The organism is Candidatus Nitrotoga sp. M5 (assembly GCF_927904885.1).
Classification (GTDB): domain Bacteria; phylum Pseudomonadota; class Gammaproteobacteria; order Burkholderiales; family Gallionellaceae; genus Nitrotoga.
Genome location: NZ_CAKMNW010000007.1, coordinates 13,334 through 34,451 on the forward strand (window position 1 = coordinate 13,334; position 21,118 = coordinate 34,451).

19 protein-coding genes are annotated in these 21,118 nt (G+C 48.3%); 16 read left to right on the forward strand and 3 right to left on the reverse strand.

Features of this window, described 5'->3' with window-relative positions:
* The first annotated feature begins 162 nt into the window (after positions 1-162).
* From wecB to mog, 16 genes are all read left to right on the forward strand, one after another.
* Positions 163-1,326, forward strand: coding sequence for a non-hydrolyzing UDP-N-acetylglucosamine 2-epimerase (gene wecB, locus MJ770_RS02690; protein WP_239250068.1), 1,164 nt, complete (start codon positions 163-165; stop codon positions 1,324-1,326).
* A 223-nt stretch (positions 1,327-1,549) separates the two neighbouring features.
* Positions 1,550-2,401, forward strand: a complete 852-nt coding sequence (locus MJ770_RS02695; RefSeq protein ID WP_239250140.1) for an XrtA system polysaccharide deacetylase — start codon at positions 1,550-1,552, stop codon at positions 2,399-2,401.
* Entirely contained in the window at positions 2,398-3,450 is a 1,053-nt protein-coding gene (locus MJ770_RS02700) for a FemAB family XrtA/PEP-CTERM system-associated protein (protein WP_445083117.1), read from the forward strand. The genes MJ770_RS02695 and MJ770_RS02700 overlap by 4 nt, the downstream gene beginning before the upstream one ends.
* Before the next feature lie 5 nt (positions 3,451-3,455).
* Entirely contained in the window at positions 3,456-4,745 is a 1,290-nt protein-coding gene (locus MJ770_RS02705) for a TIGR03087 family PEP-CTERM/XrtA system glycosyltransferase (RefSeq protein ID WP_239250069.1), read from the forward strand.
* The gene (gene xrtA / locus MJ770_RS02710; protein ID WP_239250070.1) at positions 4,742-6,340 is read left to right on the forward strand and encodes an exosortase A; all 1,599 of its coding nucleotides are present in this window, start codon (positions 4,742-4,744) and stop codon (positions 6,338-6,340) included. The genes MJ770_RS02705 and xrtA overlap by 4 nt, the downstream gene beginning before the upstream one ends.
* A complete protein-coding gene (locus MJ770_RS02715; RefSeq protein WP_239250071.1) occupies positions 6,330-7,487 on the forward strand; it encodes a TIGR03088 family PEP-CTERM/XrtA system glycosyltransferase in 1,158 nt (385 codons plus the stop codon). The genes xrtA and MJ770_RS02715 overlap by 11 nt, the downstream gene beginning before the upstream one ends.
* Before the next feature lie 23 nt (positions 7,488-7,510).
* Positions 7,511-9,424, forward strand: a complete 1,914-nt coding sequence (locus MJ770_RS02720) for an XrtA/PEP-CTERM system amidotransferase (RefSeq protein ID WP_239250072.1) — start codon at positions 7,511-7,513, stop codon at positions 9,422-9,424.
* 4 nt (positions 9,425-9,428) lie between these two features.
* The gene (locus tag MJ770_RS02725; protein WP_239250073.1) at positions 9,429-10,400 is read left to right on the forward strand and encodes an acyltransferase family protein; all 972 of its coding nucleotides are present in this window, start codon (positions 9,429-9,431) and stop codon (positions 10,398-10,400) included.
* A 359-nt stretch (positions 10,401-10,759) separates the two neighbouring features.
* On the forward strand, positions 10,760-11,782 hold the full coding sequence (locus MJ770_RS02730; RefSeq protein ID WP_239250074.1) for a bifunctional UDP-4-keto-pentose/UDP-xylose synthase: 1,023 nt from the start codon (positions 10,760-10,762) through the stop codon (positions 11,780-11,782).
* 153 nt (positions 11,783-11,935) lie between these two features.
* On the forward strand, positions 11,936-13,150 hold the full coding sequence (locus MJ770_RS02735; protein ID WP_239250075.1) for a TIGR04063 family PEP-CTERM/XrtA system glycosyltransferase: 1,215 nt from the start codon (positions 11,936-11,938) through the stop codon (positions 13,148-13,150).
* Positions 13,151-13,155: 5 nt separating this feature from the next.
* Positions 13,156-14,271 carry a glycosyltransferase family 4 protein gene (locus MJ770_RS02740; protein ID WP_239250076.1) on the forward strand — a complete coding sequence of 372 codons (1,116 nt, stop codon included), beginning with the start codon at positions 13,156-13,158 and terminating at the stop codon, positions 14,269-14,271.
* Between the two features lie 2 nt (positions 14,272-14,273).
* Positions 14,274-15,695: a phenylacetate--CoA ligase family protein gene (locus MJ770_RS02745; RefSeq protein ID WP_239250077.1), complete on the forward strand. Its 1,422-nt coding sequence runs from the start codon at positions 14,274-14,276 to the stop codon at positions 15,693-15,695.
* Positions 15,696-15,711: 16 nt separating this feature from the next.
* Positions 15,712-16,935 (forward strand): hypothetical protein, encoded by a 1,224-nt coding sequence (locus tag MJ770_RS02750; protein WP_239250078.1) that lies wholly within the window; start codon positions 15,712-15,714, stop codon positions 16,933-16,935.
* Entirely contained in the window at positions 16,928-17,758 is an 831-nt protein-coding gene (locus MJ770_RS02755; protein WP_239250079.1) for a formyl transferase, read from the forward strand. The genes MJ770_RS02750 and MJ770_RS02755 overlap by 8 nt, the downstream gene beginning before the upstream one ends.
* Before the next feature lie 4 nt (positions 17,759-17,762).
* Positions 17,763-19,067: a putative O-glycosylation ligase, exosortase A system-associated gene (locus MJ770_RS02760; protein ID WP_239250080.1), complete on the forward strand. Its 1,305-nt coding sequence runs from the start codon at positions 17,763-17,765 to the stop codon at positions 19,065-19,067.
* Positions 19,068-19,260: 193 nt separating this feature from the next.
* Entirely contained in the window at positions 19,261-19,809 is a 549-nt protein-coding gene (gene mog, locus MJ770_RS02765; RefSeq protein WP_239250081.1) for a molybdopterin adenylyltransferase, read from the forward strand.
* Here the strand turns inward: mog and moaC are convergent, their stop codons facing one another.
* From moaC to MJ770_RS02780, 3 genes are read right to left on the reverse strand one after another with little or no spacing between them, the layout of a single operon-like run.
* A complete protein-coding gene (gene moaC, locus MJ770_RS02770; RefSeq protein ID WP_239250082.1) occupies positions 19,810-20,289 on the reverse strand; it encodes a cyclic pyranopterin monophosphate synthase MoaC in 480 nt (159 codons plus the stop codon). It abuts the gene before it with no gap.
* A complete protein-coding gene (locus MJ770_RS02775; RefSeq protein ID WP_239250083.1) occupies positions 20,286-20,759 on the reverse strand; it encodes a molybdenum cofactor biosynthesis protein MoaE in 474 nt (157 codons plus the stop codon). The genes moaC and MJ770_RS02775 overlap by 4 nt, the downstream gene beginning before the upstream one ends.
* Positions 20,760-20,761: 2 nt before the next feature.
* Positions 20,762-21,016: a MoaD/ThiS family protein gene (locus MJ770_RS02780; RefSeq protein WP_239250084.1), complete on the reverse strand. Its 255-nt coding sequence runs from the start codon at positions 21,014-21,016 to the stop codon at positions 20,762-20,764.
* Positions 21,017-21,118 lie beyond the last annotated feature (102 nt).

Sequence of the window (21,118 nt, forward strand, 5' to 3'; positions counted from 1 at the left end):
TAGAATCAATGCGATCACTTTAAAAAATATAATAGTAGAGCAACGGGCGATGTCGCAACGTGCATTTTTAGACCACGTGTCAAGCCAGCATAGCTAAGGGTGCAACAGCGTGCGGTACCCCGCGCAAATTTATTAAAAATAATATTATCAATATCATAAATTATGGAAATCAATAAATCATCTGCTCCTACACCTTACAGCATTCTATGTGTTGTAGGCGCGCGCCCTAACTTTATGAAAATGGCTCCTATTATCGAAGCCTTTGCTGCTCTTGGACCTGAAATCAATGTATGTTTGGTTCACACTGGGCAACATTATGACGTAGCCATGAACCACCAGTATTTCGAAGCGCTTGGTATACCACAGCCCGATATAAATTTAGATGTTGGCTCCGGCAGCCACACAACACAAACCGCCAATGTGATGCTCCGCTTCGAATCAGTTCTGGACACAAAGAACCCTTCCGCAGTGCTAGTAGTCGGCGATGTGAATTCCACCCTAGCCTGCGCGCTTGTAGCAGTAAAAAAGGGTATTCCCGTAATTCACGTTGAGGCTGGTCTGCGTAGTTTCGACCGTGCTATGCCAGAAGAAATCAACCGGGTATTGACCGACCAGATATCTGAGCTCCTTTTTATCACTGAGCGCAGTGGTCGCGAAAATCTCTTGCGTGAGGGAATATCCAAACATCGCATTCGATTTGTCGGCAATGTCATGATTGATACCTTGCATCACAACCTGAAAAAAGCAGTACCAGTATCTAAAATTCTGAAAAATTCTGACAGTGAAAAATTTCTTACCGGCCATGACGGATATGGGGTCCTAACCGCACACCGGCCTTCCAATGTTGATGATCCCGACACGCTGCGTTCATTGCTTGAAATAGCCATCAAAATTAGTGCTCAATTACCAATTATTTTTCCGATGCACCCACGCACTCGTGACATGATTCAAAAGTTTGGATTGAATAAAATATTGGATGTTCCGACAGTATTGCAACTGCCGCCAATGGGTTATTTGGAAATGCTGGGGCTTATGAAGGATGCACGAGTTGTATTGACTGACTCAGGCGGTATTCAGGAAGAAACCACTGCTCTTGGTGTTCCCTGCATTACACTCAGAGATAACACAGAAAGACCGATCACAGTGGATGAGGGAACCAACACGATTGCCGGATTAGACTCAGCAAAGATACTAACAATATTTGACGAAGTCATGCTTACCGGCGGGAAAGCAGGCAGAACCCCTGAACTCTGGGATGGACAGGCCTCAACACGTATTGCAGCGGAAGTTTTAGATTGGCTTAAAAACGGCTATCCCAACAAATAAATATTGTCGCCTCTACGAATACTGAGTGCCCAAAAAACGCGGGAAGCTTGCGAGCATACTAATGTGCAGCCTGTTGGCTAGACAAAGTTCGTCAGCAATTCTAATCACGACCAGTAAGAAAGACACTTTTTTTGCAATGCTCATAGATGAAGATGAAACGATTTAAGCAAGCAGTCTGCGCAACAAATGTGCGCAAATATGAATTTTTACAGGGAAAAACATGATGGCCAAAGCGCTGATGCGTAATGCGATGACTATCGACGTGGAAGATTACTTCCAGGTTTCAGCTTTCGCCTCCACCATCCCGCGAGAGCAATGGGAAAGTCTGCCGTGCCGAGTGGAACGCAATATAGATATCGCACTAGCCTTGCTAGACGAAGGAAATGCGCAGGCAACCTTCTTCACTTTAGGCTGGATCGCTGAACGCTACCCTGCAATCGTGCGTCGCATTGTAGATAATGGACACGAGCTTGCCAGTCATGGTTACGGTCATCAACGCGTAAGCGAGCTAAGCCGCGACGAATTTAACGAAGATATTTCACGAGCAAAAAAAATATTAGAAGACATCTCAGGTAGCCAGGTCATTGGCTATCGTGCACCGAGTTTTTCCATAGGCACTGATAATCTATGGGCACTTGACTCACTACAGGAAGCTGGCTATCAATATAGCTCCAGCATTTATCCGATACGACACGACCATTACGGTATGCCCGAGGCACCTCGTTTTGCCCACTATCCACGCGGAAAGGAAGGCATGCTGGAACTCCCCCCCACCACTGCAGTATTCATGGGCCGAAACTTACCCGCAGCAGGCGGAGGCTATTTCAGATTACTACCCTATCAAGCATCGCGCTGGCTCATACGACGTGTCAACCAGCAAGACGAAAAACCCTGTATTTTTTATTTTCACCCGTGGGAGCTTGATCCAGACCAACCACGTCAAAATAACATCTCGACGAAAACACGCTTTCGCCATTACATCAATCTGAAACGTATGGCATCCCGCTTACAATCTTTGCTGCGGGATTTTAACTGGGGCCGCATGGATCACATATTTATGAATGCAGGCGCATGATGGACGTTTCAACAGTCATACCTGCGCTGCAGGTACGCGTGATGACACCAAATGACGCCGTACGCTGGGATGAATTTGTTTATGCGTGTCCTGAAGCCACTTTTTTTCATCGTGCTGGCTGGAAAGAGGTAATTGAACGAGCCTTCGGACACCACACTCATTTTCTGCTGGCTGAAGAAAATGGAATAATTCAGGGCATTTTGCCGCTGGCAGAAATTAACAGCATATTATTTGGACATTCCTTATCTTCACTTCCGTTTTGCGTTTACGGCGGCATCATTGCAAGTACAGAGCAAGCGAGGATGGCGCTAGATGATGCAGCTCAGACTTTGGCTGCAAAACTAGCTGTGGACTTCTTAGAATACCGCAACATTCAGCCCTTCCACACGGAATGGCCAAGCAAGAATCTTTATGTTTGTTTTCGCAAGATTATTGAGCCGGATATAGAAGCAAACATGCTCGCCATCCCTCGCAAACAAAGGGCTATGGTTAGAAAGGGCATTAAAAATGGTCTCGTTAGCGAAATCGACGAAGGTGTGGAGCGCTTTTTTTCCGTGTTCGCTGATAACGTCCACCGCCATGGCACTCCCACATTACCCATGCGCTATTTTGTATTACTCAAAGAAATATTTGGTAAAGACTGCGAAATACTGTCCGTAGTTAAGGATGGACTCATTTTAAGTGGCGTAATGAGCTTTTATTTCCGCGACGAAGTATTACCCTACTATGCTGGTGACACCGTGGAAGCTCGCAATTTTGCGGCCAATGATTTTAAATACTGGGAACTGATGCGGCGGGCTTGCGAACGCGGCATTAAGATTTTTGACTATGGACGCAGCAAGCGCGGTACTGGGCCGTTCGATTTCAAAAAAAACTGGGGGTTCGAGCCGCAACCGCTACATTACGAATATCAATTGATTCGAGCAAAAGCTGTGCCTGATACCAACCCTTTGAACCCGAAATACCAGTTATTCATCAAGACCTGGCAAAAATTGCCGCTACCAGTAGTCAACTGGCTTGGACCCTACATCGTAAAAAACCTGGGATAGGGCCGATGGAACATTTGCTGTATCTCACCCACCGTATCCCTTACCCGCCCAACAAGGGTGACAAAATACGTTCATATCATTTGCTGAAATACTTGGCACAACACTACCATGTTCATCTCGGCACCTTTGTCGATGATCCAGATGATTGGCAATACGTAAATACAGTAAAGCAATTGTGTAAAGAAACCTATTTCGCTTCTTTAAATCCCCGCACGGCGCGCCTGCGTAGTTTGGGCGCATTAACCATGAATCGCCCTCTTACACTGGATTATTACCGAAATATTGGATTGCAGGAGTGGGTAAAAGATGTAATCAAGACACAGTCTATAAAGCGCGTTCTAATATTCTCTTCTGCCATGGCGCAATTTATAACCGGCATCCAACAAACGCGCTGCATCATCGATTTTGTCGACATAGATTCGGACAAATGGCGTCAATACGCTAATAGGAAGCCATGGCCCATGAGTTGGCTATTTCAAAGAGAAAGCCGTTTACTGCTCCGTTACGAGAGACAATTGGCATGCACGTATGATGCATCGCTGTTCGTTTCAGAAGCTGAGGCTGATCTTTTTAAACAACTGGCACCGGAAAGCGCTCAGAAAATTGGATTCTTCAATAATGGTGTGGATAGTGACTATTATTCGCCTAACCGAGAATATTCAGACCCGTACCAAGCAAACATAGCAGCTATTGTATTTACTGGCGCCATGGACTACTGGCCAAATGTAGACGCTGTGCACTGGTTCGCACAGGAGATTTTCCCATCTGTACTTGCCAATCATCCGCATGCACGCTTTTATATCGTGGGATCTCGCCCAACTGCAGCCGTACAGGAACTGGCGCATCTATCTGGAGTCGTGGTAACGGGTGCCGTAGATGATGTCAGACCCTATCTCGCCTACGCCAAACTTTCTGTGGCGCCTTTACGCATCGCCAGAGGCTTACAAAATAAAGTATTGGAAGCCATGGCCATGGCGAAAACGGTTATTGCATCCCCCCAGGCAGCAGAAGGCATTTTAGCGACATCAGGCAAAGAACTGCATATCGCCAGCAATGGCCCGGAGTTTAGCCGTATTATTATCTCGATGCTCTCAAACAAAGCAGCAGGACATTCTGGTGAAACCGCCCGCGCCCGAATTCTGGCTGATTACGAATGGGAACGCAGCCTTGACCATGTCAGGACATTGCTTACTGATTCTCCTATAACTGTGTCTGAATCCTGCAAGCCAGACACCAGGACTCAGGTAACACAAGAAACACCACACTTGGTCACTATCAAGGATTCGCAGCGATGACTGGCACAACACCACAAGCGTTAACTACTCCCAATATCGACAACCATATTGGGCAGCCAAAATCACAATGGCGTTTTATGGCGATCCTCACGCTTGCGGCCATTGCTACAATTCTCGCCATTTATCAGCAAACCGTATTATCCACTGTCGCTATCTGGCTAAGATCCGAGACATTTACTCACGGTTTCTTTATTTTGCCGATTAGCGCCTATCTTATATGGCTGAAGCGTAAATCGCTTGCCGAGATAGCCCCATACCCGGATTACCGGGGCTTGTTCGTTCTGGCAGGGCTAGGCCTGGGCTGGCTGCTTGCCGATGCCGGTAGTGTGCAGGTTGTCGCTCAGTTTTGTTTGGTCGCAATGATGCCAGTGACAGTCTGGACTATGTTGGGGCTGCGGGTAACTCGTGCGATTACATTTCCCCTCGGATTCCTGTTTTTTGCCGTTCCCTTTGGGGAATTTCTGATCCCCCCGTTGATGGATTTCACTGCCGATTTTGTAGTAACCGCACTACAAATAACTAATATTCCGGTTTACCGTGAAGGATTGTTTTTCACAATACCAAGTGGTCACTGGTCCGTCGTAGAAGGTTGTAGTGGTTTGCGCTACCTGATCGCATCTTGTACTTTGGGCACGTTGTACGGCTACCTTACCTATCGCAGTAATAAACGCAGATTGATCTTTGCAGCAATGTCACTGATCGTCCCCATTTTTGCCAATGGAATGCGCGCTTATATGATCGTGATGATCGCCCACTTAAGCAATATGAAATTAGCATTGGGAGTTGACCATTACATCTACGGCTGGGTCTTTTTCGGAATCGTTATGACGTTGCTATTCTGGATTGGCTCTTTCTGGCGAGAAGATCAATCCGATCTCCAGCCACAAAGAAATATGATTGCCGATAACACGGCTCAGAGGACTATTACGAATCAAGGATTTGCCATGATGGGCATTGTTACCATTCTGACTGCTGCCTTGTGGCCTGCCTACGCAGCTTATTTGAACAATCGCCCAATCAAAACAGATGGGTTAGTGATCAAGCTACCTGATTCACATCAAGGCTGGAATTTACAAACTACGCCATTTACAGATTGGCAGCCACATTACGTTGGTACACATGCACAAGCCATGCATACTTATCGCAAGGGAGATAAAATCATCGGCGTATACCTCGGGTATTACCGGACTCAACGCCAGGATGCAGAATTAATTAATTCCCAAAACTTTATGATCCGGCAGAAACATCCGTTATGGAGCAACGTAGGTGAAGGACCGCGTAAGATTTCTCTCAGCGGAAAGAATGAAACAATCCTGCAAACATTATTACGCGCCGGTAATAACCGATTATTAATATGGAATTGGAATAGCTTGGACGGTACATATACTACCAACCCATATCTGGCAAAGTTGCTTTTGGCAAAGGACAAACTATTTGGGCGGCAAGACGATGGTGCAGCAATTGTTATTGCCGCGCCCTATGAGGGTACGCCGGAAACAGCTGCATCGTCTATGCAATCTTTTGTCAACGATATGTTGCCGGCAATCAATAGCAGTATCAATGAAGTTGCAGAGCACGGCACACATGCACACTAATAATCCACCGTTAATTGCGCATGTTATTCATCATTTTGGCGTGGGCGGCATGGAAAATGGTATTGTAAATTTGATCAACCATATGCCACCAGGACGCTATCGGCACGCCATCGTATGCTTGACCGGATACAGCGAGTTTCGTAAACGCCTGAATCAACACGTCGAATTGGTAGCGCTTAACAAGCGCGCTGGCAATGATATAGGGCTGTATGGTCGATTGTTTCGCGAGTTGCGGCGACTCAAACCAGCCATTGTGCATACACGCAACCTCGCGGCCTTGGAAGGCCAAGTGGTTGCCACTGCCGCTGGCATCAGCAACAGAGTACATAGTGAACATGGGCGTGACATGTTTGACTTGCAGGGCAGGAATCGCAAATACAATTTGCTGAGGCAAGCAATCCGACCGTTGGTAAAGCATTACATTCCAGTGAGCAAAGATCTGGAACAATGGTTAATTAATACCGTGCGTGTAAATCCGGCAATCTCTACTCAAATTTACAACGGTGTTGATAGTGTAAAATTCTCACCACTCATTACGCCAAGAGTCAACTTCGGCCCGCCGGAGTTTTGCCCGCCGGACGGCTTTGTGATCGGCGCCGTGGGGCGCATGGCAGAGGTAAAGGACTATCCTAATTTGGTGCGTGCTTTTGTGCACATGCTCGAACTTAGGCCTGAAATCTGCGCTCGCGCGCGGCTGGTAATTTTAGGAGAAGGAGAGGCACGTAAGTCTTGCCTGGCTTTGCTCAAGCAAGCCAATGTCGAGCATCTCGCCTGGCTACCGGGCAACCGTGACGACATAGCGGATTTGATGCGCCAATTCGATGTCTTCTGCTTGTCGTCGTTGGGTGAAGGCGTGTCCAACACCATTCTGGAAGCGATGGCATGTGGTTTGCCGGTAGTTGCAACCGCCGTCGGCGGCAACAGCGAACTAGTAGACGAAGGCATTACTGGCACGCTGGTGCCGTCGACCAACCCGACAGCGATGGCACATGCATTGCTAACGTATTATCAAGATAGCGCTCGTACCCGCACACATGGTGCGGCGGGGCGAGTCAAAATTGAGGCACACTTTTCAATGTCAGCCATGGTACGCGGATACCTGAACGTATATGACACAGTGCTGAATAATTTAACTAAAGACAAATAACATAACAAATTGAAAACAAAATCATGTGTGGAATAGCCGGTATATTTGATACACAAACCAAACGTCCCATTGATCAGGCGTTGCTCGAGCGCATGAACCAGACTCAGCATCATCGCGGTCCAGATGAGAGCGGCTTGCACGCAGAGCCAGGAATGGCAATGGCGCACAAGCGGCTCTCGATCATAGACCTTTCCTCCGGTCACCAGCCTTTGTTCAATGAAGACGGCAGCGTAGTGGTGGTGTTCAATGGTGAGATATACAATTTCGTCGATTTAATTCCTGAATTGCAAGCATTGGGACATACCTTCCGCACCCGTTGCGATACTGAAGTCATCGTACATGCTTGGGAGCAATGGGGTGAAGCCTGCGTCGAGCGCTTTCGTGGCATGTTCGCATTCGGATTATGGGACCGCAATCAAGAGACGTTTTTTCTGGCACGCGATCGCCTCGGTGTGAAGCCGCTCTACTATGCACTGCTTGACGACGGGCAACTTATCTTTGGATCCGAACTCAAAGTCCTTACCGCTCACCCAGCGTTGCGACGTGACATTGATCCGCGCGCAATTGAGGAATATTTCGCCTACGGCTATATTCCCGAACCACGCACCATATACCAGCAAGCCTTTAAGCTGTCACCTGCGCATACCCTCACCGTGAAACGTGGGCAGCCAATGCCCCAACCGCGAGAATATTGGGACGTACCATTCCATCCTCTGGCGCCAATGACGGAAGCCGAGGCGCAAGAAGAGCTTGTACCGCTACTGCGCGAATCTGTAAAAATTCGTATGGCCTCAGAGGTACCACTAGGCGCTTTCCTTTCCGGTGGCGTAGATTCCAGCGCTGTAGTAGCAATGATGGCTGAATTGTCCACCGAACCAGTTAATACTTGTTCTATCTCTTTCGGCGACCCAGCATTTAATGAATCCGAATACGCAGCAATGGTCGCAAAACGCTATCACACTAATCATCGAGTGGAACAAGTTGATACCGATGATTTCGAGCTCATCGATAAGTTGGCTGCACTCTACGATGAACCTTACGCAGACAGCTCTGCCATTCCCACGTACCGCGTGTGCCAACTTGCGCGACGCAATGTCACGGTTGCGCTTTCCGGTGACGGTGGCGACGAAAACCTTGCTGGTTACCGACGTTATCGCTGGCATCTGAACGAAGAACGCATGCGCAGTTTTATTCCAGCTACTGTGCGTCGCCCCGTATTCAACCTGCTAGGCAAGCTCTATCCAAAAGCAGATTGGGCACCTAAAATTTTTCGTGCCAAATCTACATTCGAAGGTATGGCGCGAGATTCGGTAGAAGGTTATTTTCATAGTATCTCGCTCTTCAGCGATGCAATGCGCGCACGTCTGTTCAGTCCGGACTTTAAGCGGGCGTTAGATGGCTACCGCGCGGTGGAAGTGATGTACCGGCACGATGAACACTCGCCTGCAGAAGAACCCTTGGCGCGAGTGCAGTATCTCGATATCAAAACCTATCTCGTGGGCGACATTCTCACCAAGGTGGATCGTGCCAGCATGGCGCATGCGCTTGAAGTACGTGAACCTCTGCTTGACCACAAATTAGTGGAGTGGGCTTCACGCTTACCCGCATCGCTCAAGCTTCAAGGTGGGGAAGGTAAATATATATTCAAGAAAGCGATGGAGCCTCACCTGCCAACTGAAATCTTATATCGCAAGAAAATGGGTTTCGCGGTGCCGCTTGCAAGCTGGTTTCGCGGCCCATTGAAAGAAAAGGTACGCCAGGCAGTACTGGGGCCAACCCTTGCAGCCACTGGTTACTTTAATGCAGATTACCTCTGTGAACTGGTCGACCAGCATCAAGCGGGACTGCGTGATTACAGTACTCCATTGTGGACCCTGCTAATGTTCGAAGCATTTCTTCGCCAGAGTTGTAGTATAAAAGAGCAACCAGGGCTTTAAGTTCATGCATCGCACTACATCAGGTCAAACCAAACGAACAAAGCAGAAGCCACATTCTGGAAACGACATACCGCGGTTTACATCGTTCGATTACCTGCGCCTTTTCGCGATGATTTTGGTTACACTGCAGCACGGAATGGCAGTCGCTGGCTATTACGAACAAACCACTTGGGAAAATATTAATTTGGGGCAGGTGGGTGTGGGATTGTTCTGCGCTCTGAGCGGCTATCTAGCTTTCTCCGGCGGGGCAGCACCTGCTATTGACTGGCTGAAAAAGCGTTTATGGCAGATATATCCAGCTTACTGGATAACGACAATTGCAGCCTTCCTCCTCACCTGGGCGGCAGGCACGAAGAGCATTGATGGGTGGCTTTTTTTATCTCAAATGGCAGGCACGGGTTATTTCACGCATGGTTGGGAGCTAATCAATGTCGTGTCCTGGTTTATCTCACTCATTTTGCTATGCTATGTCATTGCGTTTATCTGCAAATGGCTCAGCGCACCGCGACTAATACTTATCATTGTCGTCATCATCACCCTTGCCCTGCTTGCAACTCGCAGCGAGGTTGATCTTAGTCGCCATATACTATCGTTCTGCGTAGCAGGTCTCATAGCCCAGACCTGCCAGCGTCCCGCCGTGTTGCTCGCTGTAATATCCAGCCTATTATGTGCAGCCTTTCTTTGGCCACAATCTTTTTATGCGGCTTTCAGTATCGCGTTGCTTGCGCTAGCTCTTGCATGGCACACTTCCGATACTTGGTTGACCAGCGTTTCGCGCAACTATGTTTATGAATATTTTTTGGTTCATGGCATTTTCCTTGTCGGGTTCGCACGATTCGCGCCCCAACAAAAGCTTTTGAGCGGCACGATTGCGATTACCTTGGCCATTGTTGCCGCAGTCATTTTGAAGAAGCTCACCGAACGTTTGGTAGCTTGGCTGCGGCGATATGACTCAACAAAAACTTCAACAGCTTAATCATGCGTATTTTGTACCTACTTGACCACTCGACTCCACTCCGATTTGATTACACCTCCCGCAGGCTCTAAAAGCTGCGCGAACAAAGCGCTGAGTTGGGAAGGTTTAACCTAACCAGCACAAAACAAACTTTAATCACGGCAACAAAATGGAAATACAGAATTACCAGTACAACCGGATTCATCGGCATGCATCTTCCAAGCGCATAGTAATCAAGTCGCTTGGCGTATACAGACTGGAATTAATGATATTCAGCGCGCCTAAAGTTGGCTCATTTTTTTCCGATCAAATTAGTTTGATTAATAATTCATAATGCGAATGCTACTTTCGCAGAGCATCTATGATTTAAGGACACCGCAATGAAAAAGGTTTTGATCCTTGGTGTAAACGGCTTCATAGGCCACCACTTGTCCAATTGCATTCTTGCTACAACTGATTGGGATATATACGGCATGGATGTAAACACAGACCGTATAACAGATCTGCTCGTGCAGCCACGCTTTCACTTTTTTGAAGGTGACATCACCATCAACAAAGAATGGATGGAATATCATATAAAGAAATGCGATGTGATTTTACCGTTAGTGGCTATTGCTACGCCCTCCACCTATGTCAAGGAGCCACTGCGGGTATTTGAGTTGGACTTCGAAGCAAATCTACCCATCGTGCGTGCAGCCGTGAAACACAAGAAACACCTAATATTTCCGTCAACATCTGAAGTTTATGGCATGTGTCATGATGAGGAATTTGACCCCGAAAATTCTGAGCTTGTATGCGGCCCGATTAACAAACCGCGCTGGATTTATTCCTGCGCTAAGCAATTAATGGACCGTGTTATTTGGGGCTATGGAATGGAACAAGGATTAAACTTTACCCTCTTTCGTCCATTCAACTGGATCGGCTCAGGACTGGACTCCATCCACACCCCAAAAGAAGGAAGCTCGCGCGTGCTGACACAATTTTTCGGCCACATTGTGCGCGGCGAAAATATAAATCTGGTAGACGGTGGACAACAGAAACGCGCATTCACTTATATCGATGATGGCATAGCTGCACTCATGAAGATCATTACGAACAAGAATGGAATTGCTTCCGGCAAAATTTACAACATCGGCAACCCAGCTAACAACTATTCCATCCGTAGCTTGGCTACCATGATGCTTAAACTAGCTGAAGAATATCCGGAGTACCGCGATTCTGCGAGCAAGGTACAACTGGTAGCAACCACTGCAGCAGTCTATTACGGCAATGGCTACCAGGACGTGCAAAACCGAGTTCCCAAGATCACCAACACCTGTGAGGAACTGGGATGGGAACCAACCATTTCGATGGCAGATGCGCTGCGCAAAATTTTTGATGCTTATCGCGGACAAGTTTTATGATCCGTGCAACCTGTGAGATTAATTTACAAAATACTGAGTTTAGAAGCCTGGAGAGATACTTTCAAAATAGCAGAACGCCAAATCAAGCCGCTATTAGTTACTTTACTTTGAATTTAAATTCGCAATTTAAACATAAGCAAACGATTTAAAAAAATGCGTATCCTACATATCCTCGATCACTCAATCCCATTACACAGTGGCTATACTTTTCGCACGCTTTCAATTCTTAAAGAACAACGCGCATTGGGATGGGAAACCACTCACCTGACTAGTCCAAAGCAGGGTGTCTGTAGCGCAAGCGAAGAGAAAATCGATGGCTGGCATTTTTTCCGTACTCACCATGCAACTACTCAAATAGCGAAAGTACCTATCTTAAATCAGGTTTCCATCATTAACAGTCTTGCCCGCCGTCTTGATGAAGTAGCCAGAAAAGTTAAACCGGATATTTTACATGCACACTCCCCTGCCCTGAATGCCATAGCCGCATTGCGTGTTGGACGCAGTTTGGGCATTCCTGTGGTCTATGAGGTTCGCGCATTCTGGGAAGATGCAGCGGTAGATCATGGCACCAGCAAAGAACACGGTCTGCGTTACCGCCTCACACGTGCGCTTGAAACCTATGCATTCAAGCGCGTGAATGCCATTACTACAATCTGTGAAGGCTTGCGCAACGATATCGTGATGCGTGGTATTTCAGCACAAAAAATTACCGTCATTCCTAATGCTGTGGATATTGAAAAATTTTCCTTGGAAAGCACACCGGATAACGTACTTAAACAGCAACTAAATCTGACAGGCTACCGCGTCATCGGCTTCATAGGCTCATTCTATGCCTATGAAGGACTGGATTTGTTGCTAACTGCATTACCACGCATTCTCGACCAAGCACCGGATGTACGTATTTTGTTAGTGGGCGGTGGGCCACAAGAAGAAGCGCTGAAACAGCAATCTCGCCAACTCGGCATTGCAGATAAAATTGTGTTCACTGGTCGAGTGCCACACAGTGAAGTAAACCGCTATTACGACCTGGTGGACGTACTCGTTTATCCACGCCATTCAATGCGTCTCACTGAACTAGTTACACCGTTGAAACCACTGGAAGCAATGGCACAGGGCCGTTTATTTGTGGCTTCCAACGTAGGTGGTCACAAAGAACTGATTCGTGATGGCGAAACGGGCATGTTGTTCAAAGCTGAGTCTCCGCAAGACCTGGCAAGCAAGGTGCTCGACTTACTTAGCGCGCCCGAACGCTGGCCAACGATGAAAGCTGCTGGGCGGCGCTTTGTTGAGACAGAGCGGAACTGGAAAGTGTCCGTAGCTAACTATCGCAACGTTTACACTAGCTTAATCGACAAAGCGACAGGGTAAGCAGAATGCGAATTCAAGATGTAAAAATTGCCCTCGTTGGGCCGTTGCCACCACCTTCGGGCGGCATGGCCAACCAGACAAGGCAACTGGCTGAGCTACTGAAGCAAGAAGGGATTAACGTAGCGCTTGTTCCAGTGAACGCGCCCTACCGTCCACGCTGCGTCGGTCGTATCAAAGGACTGCGTGCCATCTTTCGCTTGCTTCCATACTTATTTCAACTATGGCGTACTGCAGGTAGAGTCGATTTATTTCACGTTATGGCCAACTCTGGCTGGTCATGGCATTTATTTGCAGCACCGGCGGTGTGGGCCGCAAAGTTGCGCGGCAAAGCAGTGATAGTCAATTACCGCGGTGGGGAGGCAGATGATTTTTTCACTCGGGCATTTGCTTGGGTGCAGCCTACACTGAGGCGAGCCAATGTAATCGTCGTGCCTTCCGGTTTCCTGGAAAATGTATTTGCGAAGCGAGAGTTCACCACTCGCATAGTACCCAACATTGTAGATTTGAGCCGCTTCATACCTAACTATTCGCGCAAACGAAACATTTTGGCACCGCATATCGTGGTGGCGCGTAATTTAGAACCTCTGTACGACAACACCACCGCGCTTAAAGCATTTCGCATTGTGCGCGAATCTATCCCTGATGCGCATATGACGATCGCGGGTTCCGGCCCGGAACGTCAGTACCTGGAAGAGATGGCAAATGAATTTGGCTTGGCCGACGCTGTTATATTTGCAGGTCAAGTAGACAACGTACGCATGCCCATGCTTTACCACGAAGCAGATATCGCTCTTAATCCCAGCCTGGCAGATAATATGCCGATTTCAATTTTGGAAGCATTGGCAAGCGGCGTGCCGGTGATTAGCACAAATGTTGGCGGTATACCATTTCTGGTAGAAGACGGAAAAACCGCATTGCTGGTGCCACCGCGTGATCCACAACGGATGGCCGCGGCCATCCTGCGCGTGTTGCGTGATGAATCCTTGCGAGAAAGCATGGTTCAAACTGGACTGGATCACGCGCGGCGATTCGCTTGGGAATGCGTACGGGGTGAATTATTTTTGGCATACGAAATGGCATTAGACAGGGTGACATTGGCTGTTACCCCAGATGAAAAATAAACATGGCCAATATCTATACCAAATTAGTGGCGCATACCCTGTTCCCCCTGCATGAAAGGCTGATGCAACGCCCCACCTTCGATTACTTGGATGAACTGGAAAAGAGCCAATGGCTGTCCCGCACAGAGGTAGAGCAATTGCAAATGCTCAAACTCAAGCGTCTTCTCCAGTCGGCGGAGCAACACAGTCCATGGCATGCCGAGCACATTCGCTCAGCTGGCTTGGAGCCGCTATCTAGCATGCCGCTCACTCTTGAAGCACTGCGAAGCTTACCAACCATGACCAAACAGGATGCCACCCGCAACATCGAGCAACTGGTTTGGCGCGACATTCCCAGTGGAGCCTATAAATATAATACTGGCGGCTCTAGCGGTCAGCCCCTGATCTTTTACTATGGACGCCTGCGCCAAGCTTCCGATGCCGCCGGCCGCCTACGTGCACGACGCTGGTGGGGCGTTGAGGTGGGTGACCGAGAAGTCTATCTTTGGGGCGCGCCGGTCGAATTGAACAAAACCGGTCGTATCAAAACGCTACGGGACCGGCTACTCAACCAATTGGTGATGAATGCTTTCGACATGTCCACGGCCAACATGAACGTTTACATCGAAGCCATCCAGGGGTTCCAGCCCAAATGCATTTATGGCTACGCTAGCAGCTTGGCTCTACTAGCGGCACATGCCGCGGATCGCGGCATCAAGCTTAATTTACCCTCGCTTAAAGTGGTGTGTACTACTGGCGAACCGCTTTATCCGCACCAACGCAAACTTATCGAAGAAATTTTCGGTGTCCCCGCCGCCAATGAATTCGGCAGTCGCGACATTGGTTTCACCGCCCATGAGTCTCCAGACGGCCAGACGCTGCTGATGAGCGAAAGTATTATTCTCGAAATTCTTGATAAACAAGGCAATCCGGTCGCACCCGGCGAATCCGGAGAAGCAGTCATGACCGGGCTCTGTTCCTTCGCACAGCCCTTCATCCGTTATCGCACCGGTGACGTGGTACGCTACTCCAGCGACACCTGCAAAACAGGACGCGGGCTGCACGTGATCGGAGAGGTGATGGGCCGCACCACGGATTTTGTTGTACGTTCTGACGGCACGATCATGCATGCGCTTGCAGTAATTTACGTATTGCGGGCAACAGACGGTATTGACGAGTTCAAATTCATTCAGCACGGCATTCGCGACGTAGAAATTCTGGTGGTACGAAACCCTGACTGGAGCGAGCAATCTCATGACAAAACCGTGAGCGGAATTCAAGCCCGTCTCGGCAACGACGTACGGATCGAAATACGGTTTGTGGATTCGATTCCACCCGAACTCTCGGGGAAATACCGTTACGTGGTGAGCCATGTACCACTGCAATCGGGCTTGGAGAATGCGCTCCGAGAATCTCCACCCGCCATACAACCTGAAAAAATTTAACAAGAAAATAAGTCACATGAACCTTACCAATTTACTTGCACTCCCTTTCCGATACCGTCCTTGGCGGCCGCGGCATATGCGTCTGATCCTTAAAAATATTTCTGCACCGGCCCAGTCAGAACTCGACCATGCGACTCACCTCGCGAGCGTGATTGACTGGTTGTGCCGTGCCCAGGACATAAGGGACGGCTACCCCGATGCAGGGGGCGTTTCAGCGGGATGGAGTTTTGAAGATGGCTGGCTGCCAAGCTATCCAGAAACCACCGGCTATATAATCGAAACCTTTCTCGCAGCGAGCAAAGTGCTGGAACGTCCTGATCTGGGGAAACGTGCTTTACGCATGATCGACTGGGAACTCTCCATACAGCAGAATGATGGAGCGTTTCCTGGGCACTTCGGCGAAGCGGGTAGCCGCCCGGTAATCTTCAATACCGGTCAAATCATGCATGGTATGCTCGCCGGATATCTGCAACTGGGTCGTCCGGAATGTCTGGAAGCAGCGGTCAAAGCTGGTTTATGGCTAGTACGTCAACAAGATGCCAGTGGCTGCTGGCATCGCTTCGAACACAATGATGTACCTCACGTTTACAACACTCGGGGCACTTGGGCATTAGTGGCTACGGGCTTGATTGCGAACGAGCCAGAACTAACCCAAGCAGCGCGACGCAATCTCGATTGGGCACTCACCCAGCAAACAGCTTCGGGATGGTTTCGAACCAACGCCTTTACTCCAGACAAAGCACCATTTACTCATACCATCGCCTATGCGATTCGTGGTTTTTTGGAAAGTGGCGTATTGCTAGACGATGCACGTTACCTTTCAGCGGCGCTTGTCGCTGCACAAGGCATGGCACAGGTACAGCGCGCAGACGGCATGCTTGCCGGCACTTATACGGATAATTGGGTACCAAGCGCCAACTACTGCTGTCTCACTGGCGTAGCGCAAATGAGCCTAAATTGGACACGCTTGGCGCAAGAAGGCAGCGAGCCGGCATTTCGTGAGAACGCGCGCCTTGCAATCGGCTATGTAAAACGCACGCAGCGCCTAAGTGATGCTGATGACGCAGTGCGAGGTGGTATCGCAGGCTCCTCGCCAATCTGGGGCGATTACTCCCGTTTCGAATATCCGAACTGGTCAGCTAAATTTTTTGCCGATGCATTGATGATGGATATGCACGATTGTGCGGTTCCTCCCGTCGCTACAAGAATTGCCAAGCCAGGAGAATCTTTACATGACTGATCTTTCTATCATGGTGCTATGCGGCCGCGCACCACGACATCTTTATGTCGCAAACCGACTGTGTGGTTCCGCGCACGTAGTCGCTATCGTACAGGAAGCAGGCAGCCACTGGACTTTAAAAAAAATACTCAAGGTGCTGCGTCCAGATAACCTGTGGCGTAAAGTCTGGCGCTGGCTACGCGACCGCAAACGTTATGCTGACGGAGGTGAAGGTAAGTTTTTCTTTGGTGATGCCGAGCCGCGACTCGATAGTCCCGAATTGGTAACTGAGGTGCCGCATATTAACCATCCGAGCGTAATCGAACTTGCCGATCGGCTGCGGCCTGACGTAATTGCTGTATTCGGCACCTCGTTAATCAAAGGCGCGCTACTTACGCGCGGCGCTTTGGGCATCGTCAATCTGCATGGTGGCTTATCGCCCGAATACCGCGGCGCAGATTGCACATTCTGGGCGCTCTATAACGGCGAACCAGAAAAAATAGGCTGCACACTACATTTCATCGACGCCGGAATCGATACCGGCAGGTTGCTCGCTCATATTTGCCCCGAAGTGCATGAAGGCGATAACGAACTCACGCTGTTTTGGCGCGCTGTGCAAGATAGCGCTGAAGTCTACGCTGAAGCGATCGGCCGGTTTGCGCGGAACGAAAACCTGGGTGCAGCACAATCAGGTAAGGGGAAGCTATATCAAGTTAAAGATCGCGGCTGGCACCAAGAGCAGCACCTCGCACAAAATTTGCAAAATGGTTTGCTCAAAGACATACATTTAAAGAAGCGCGTGACATGGTTCTCCGTCACACCCTCCGAGAAAGAACGGAGATAAATTAGTGCGCGACTTATTCGTCACACTTGTCGTGTTTGGGCTTATACCCATGGCCTTGTCGCGTCCATATGTTGGCCTTTACCTTTATTCCTGGTTGAGCTACATGAATCCCCATCGGCTTGCTTGGGGTTTCGCGACCTCCATGCCCTTTGCATACATCGTGGCAATTACGACAATAGTTAGCGTATTCACTTCAAAAGAGCCGAAACGCATGCCATGGACACGCGAGATGACGGTACTATCCATGTATATTGTATGGATGTTGGTCACCACATATTTTGCGCTTTACTCCAATCTGGCCTCGGAGCAGTTGCTGAAAGTCATCAAAATTCAAATCATGATCTTTCTTACCCCTCTTGTAATAACCAATCGCCAACGGCTGAATGGACTAATTTGGACAATAACCCTGTCACTAGGTTTTTATGGGATAAAAGGCGGGATTTTCACGATACTAAAGGGGGGAGCATTTCGAGTCCAGGGACCGCCAGGCACTTTCATAGCCGGTAACAATGAAATGGCCTTGGCTTTGTTAATGACTATCCCACTAATACGTTATTTACACTTGCAAGAAACACGCAAGTGGCTGAAGCAAGGATTGGGAGCGGCTATGGTACTGACCATAATAGCAACAATCGGCTCACAATCACGAGGTGCGCTGGTAGGCGCGACAGTGATGGGCTTTATCTTCTGGATGAAAAGCCGAAATAAATTTTTCACCAGCGTAATGATTACCGCCGCAATCGGTATTGTGGCTCTGGTTATGCCGCAAGAGTGGTATGACCGAATGTCAACCATTCAAACATATGACCAGGATGCATCAGCCTTAGGCCGAATTAACGCTTGGTGGACAGCATGGAATGTGGCTAATGCTCGCGTCACCGGCGGTGGATTTGAAATGTTCCAATATCAAACATTCCACGCATACGCACCAGAACCGTTTAGAGTCCATGATGTACATAGTGTATATTTTGAGGTACTGGGTGAGCATGGCTTTATCGGGCTTGGTCTATGGTTATTGCTTGTATTGTTGACGTGGCGAACTGGCTCTTGGGTAATAAAGAATGCAAAACGCGACCCTGGAAAAAAATGGGCGGCGGATTTAGCCGCAATGGGGCAAGTAAGCATGGTTGGCTTTGGGGTGGCCGGAGCCTTTTTAGGACTGTCCAATTTCGATCTCTTTTACCACCTACTGATGATTATTATTCTGACTAAAGTAATCTTATTGAAGGAGGAAGCGCAGGCGATCAGTGCATTAAATTTATCGAAAGTAGAAACGCAAACGAACAGTGAATTGACAACTACTCGTTAACCATGAAGTGCATAGTTGCATTTAATTTCTGGAGCGCTGTTACTGTAAAATAATCAAAACCACATGCTAATTAAACTAATTTACAATTGAATATATTGCCGACTTGATCAATTTGTTAACCGACATTTGATCATATTGCGAAGTTACACTCCATACAATAAACTCTTCTATATCCACCAATCTAAGAAAATATATGACAAATACACTGAAAATTGGCCTTGTTTCAATTAGCGACCGGGCCAGCAGCGGGGTTTATCAGGACGCAGGCTTACCAGCATTGCAAGAGTGGTTTACACAAACGCTGACTAGCCCATGGCAATGTGTCACACGTTTGATACCGGATGAACAGGCGGTGATTGAGGCGACACTCATTGAATTGGCAGATCAGGAAAAATGCCATTTAATCTTGACTACAGGTGGGACCGGTCCAGCGTTACGCGATGTCACACCAGAAGCAACATTGGCCGTGGCACACAAGGTGTTACCTGGTTTCGGAGAACAGATGCGTGCTGTCAGCCTGCGTTATGTACCTACGGCAATCTTATCACGCCAGCTTGGCGTGATACGCGGACAATCCCTGATTATAAATCTGCCGGGGCAACCGAAGGCAATCAAGGAAACACTGGATGGAATTTTTGCCGCCGTGCCTTACTGTGTAGATTTGATTGGTGGACCCTACATAGAAACGAATCCAGACGTATTAACGTCATTTCGTCCCAAGTCAGCTCAACGACAAAAATGATTATGCAGCTTGCCAATGGCCTGAACGTCCACCCATTTTTTCCAGTAAGCGTATGCGGTTAATTTCCATGCCACGATCAACCGCCTTGCACATATCGTAGATAGTAAGCAGGGCGATACTTACCGCGGTCATGGCCTCTATTTCGACACCAGTGCGACCAAACGTTTCTGCTGTGGCAATACATTCCACCGTATTGCTCTCATGGTCGAGATGAAATTCCACTGCAACACGTGTCAGATACAGTGGGTGGCATAATGGAATCAACTCAGCGGTTCGCTTACTCGCCTGTATCGCTGCAATGCGTGCTATACCCAGCACATCGCCCTTCTTTGCTGTACCTGAAGCAATCAACTCCAGCGTACTGGGACTCATTTTGATACTACCGGACGCTTTTGCGATACGCTGTGTCTCGCTCTTGCCGGCAACATCCACCATATGCGCCTGACCATCTTGATCGAAGTGGGTCATTCCATTTGTCATGCTGATTTCCTGTCTGTATCGTTATGCCAATGTTCCATGCGTTTCACATCAGTCTCACGTGTTTCCAGCCACTGAGAACCTTCACTGGTTTGTTCTTTTTTCCAGAATGGGGCGGCCGTTTTCAAGTAATCAATAATAAATTCACAGCCCGCAAACGCTTCACCACGATGCAATGCCGTAGTCGCAACTAGCACAATTTGTTCATTTGCAAACAATTGCCCAATGCGGTGGATGACACGAACATTAATTAAGCTCCACCGTTCAGTCGCTTCAGCAATGATTTTATTCAGCGCCTTTTCAGTCATGCCGGGATAATATTCAAGATAAATACTCTCTATTGTTTCATCATGACTAAAATCGCGCACTAAACCGACAAAGCTAACCATGGCACCCACTTTCGAGTTTCCAGAACGCAGGGTTGCTAATTCGGAGGCCAAGTCAAAATCCTCTTCCTGTATCAAAACGCTCATTATCAACCTCCAGAGATAGGTGAAAAAATGGCGACCTCGTCATTTTCGTTGATGGCGGCAGGTAACCCAGCAAACTCTTGATTGATCGCGCAACGCACGCGACTGTCTGCCAATTCTTGCGCCCATATATCCCCGCGCAAACGCAGCCATGCCAGCAGGTCCGCCAGCGTAGATGTCTCTGCTGGTACATCGGCAGTTTCGCGTGACATCTTCAAATGTTCTCTCGGCCGACCGAAATACACTAATTCAATTTTCATAGTAGTTCCTTGAAAAACAATTCAAAATAAATACGGCCAGTTCCTTTGGGCATACCTATATTAAGTTATAGATAATGAGAATATCCTGGCTCTTTACTCTAT

What these genes read in the sequence shown, in the direction of transcription:
- MJ770_RS02775 (WP_239250083.1), bottom strand. Translation starts at nt 20,759, where the DNA reads ATGAGCGTTTTGATACAGGAAGAGGATTTTGACTTGGCCTCCGAATTA.
- MJ770_RS02755 (WP_239250079.1), top strand. Translation starts at nt 16,928, where the DNA reads ATGACTGATCTTTCTATCATGGTGCTATGCGGCCGCGCACCACGACAT.
- xrtA (WP_239250070.1), top strand. Translation starts at nt 4,742, where the DNA reads ATGACTGGCACAACACCACAAGCGTTAACTACTCCCAATATCGACAAC.
- MJ770_RS02780 (WP_239250084.1), bottom strand. Translation starts at nt 21,016, where the DNA reads ATGAAAATTGAATTAGTGTATTTCGGTCGGCCGAGAGAACATTTGAAG.
- MJ770_RS02740 (WP_239250076.1), top strand. Translation starts at nt 13,156, where the DNA reads ATGCGAATTCAAGATGTAAAAATTGCCCTCGTTGGGCCGTTGCCACCA.
- MJ770_RS02705 (WP_239250069.1), top strand. Translation starts at nt 3,456, where the DNA reads ATGGAACATTTGCTGTATCTCACCCACCGTATCCCTTACCCGCCCAAC.
- MJ770_RS02745 (WP_239250077.1), top strand. Translation starts at nt 14,274, where the DNA reads ATGGCCAATATCTATACCAAATTAGTGGCGCATACCCTGTTCCCCCTG.
- mog (WP_239250081.1), top strand. Translation starts at nt 19,261, where the DNA reads ATGACAAATACACTGAAAATTGGCCTTGTTTCAATTAGCGACCGGGCC.
- MJ770_RS02750 (WP_239250078.1), top strand. Translation starts at nt 15,712, where the DNA reads ATGAACCTTACCAATTTACTTGCACTCCCTTTCCGATACCGTCCTTGG.
- MJ770_RS02715 (WP_239250071.1), top strand. Translation starts at nt 6,330, where the DNA reads ATGCACACTAATAATCCACCGTTAATTGCGCATGTTATTCATCATTTT.
- MJ770_RS02730 (WP_239250074.1), top strand. Translation starts at nt 10,760, where the DNA reads ATGAAAAAGGTTTTGATCCTTGGTGTAAACGGCTTCATAGGCCACCAC.
- wecB (WP_239250068.1), top strand. Translation starts at nt 163, where the DNA reads ATGGAAATCAATAAATCATCTGCTCCTACACCTTACAGCATTCTATGT.
- MJ770_RS02700 (WP_445083117.1), top strand. Translation starts at nt 2,398, where the DNA reads ATGATGGACGTTTCAACAGTCATACCTGCGCTGCAGGTACGCGTGATG.
- MJ770_RS02695 (WP_239250140.1), top strand. Translation starts at nt 1,550, where the DNA reads ATGGCCAAAGCGCTGATGCGTAATGCGATGACTATCGACGTGGAAGAT.
- MJ770_RS02735 (WP_239250075.1), top strand. Translation starts at nt 11,936, where the DNA reads ATGCGTATCCTACATATCCTCGATCACTCAATCCCATTACACAGTGGC.
- MJ770_RS02725 (WP_239250073.1), top strand. Translation starts at nt 9,429, where the DNA reads ATGCATCGCACTACATCAGGTCAAACCAAACGAACAAAGCAGAAGCCA.
- moaC (WP_239250082.1), bottom strand. Translation starts at nt 20,289, where the DNA reads ATGACAAATGGAATGACCCACTTCGATCAAGATGGTCAGGCGCATATG.
- MJ770_RS02720 (WP_239250072.1), top strand. Translation starts at nt 7,511, where the DNA reads ATGTGTGGAATAGCCGGTATATTTGATACACAAACCAAACGTCCCATT.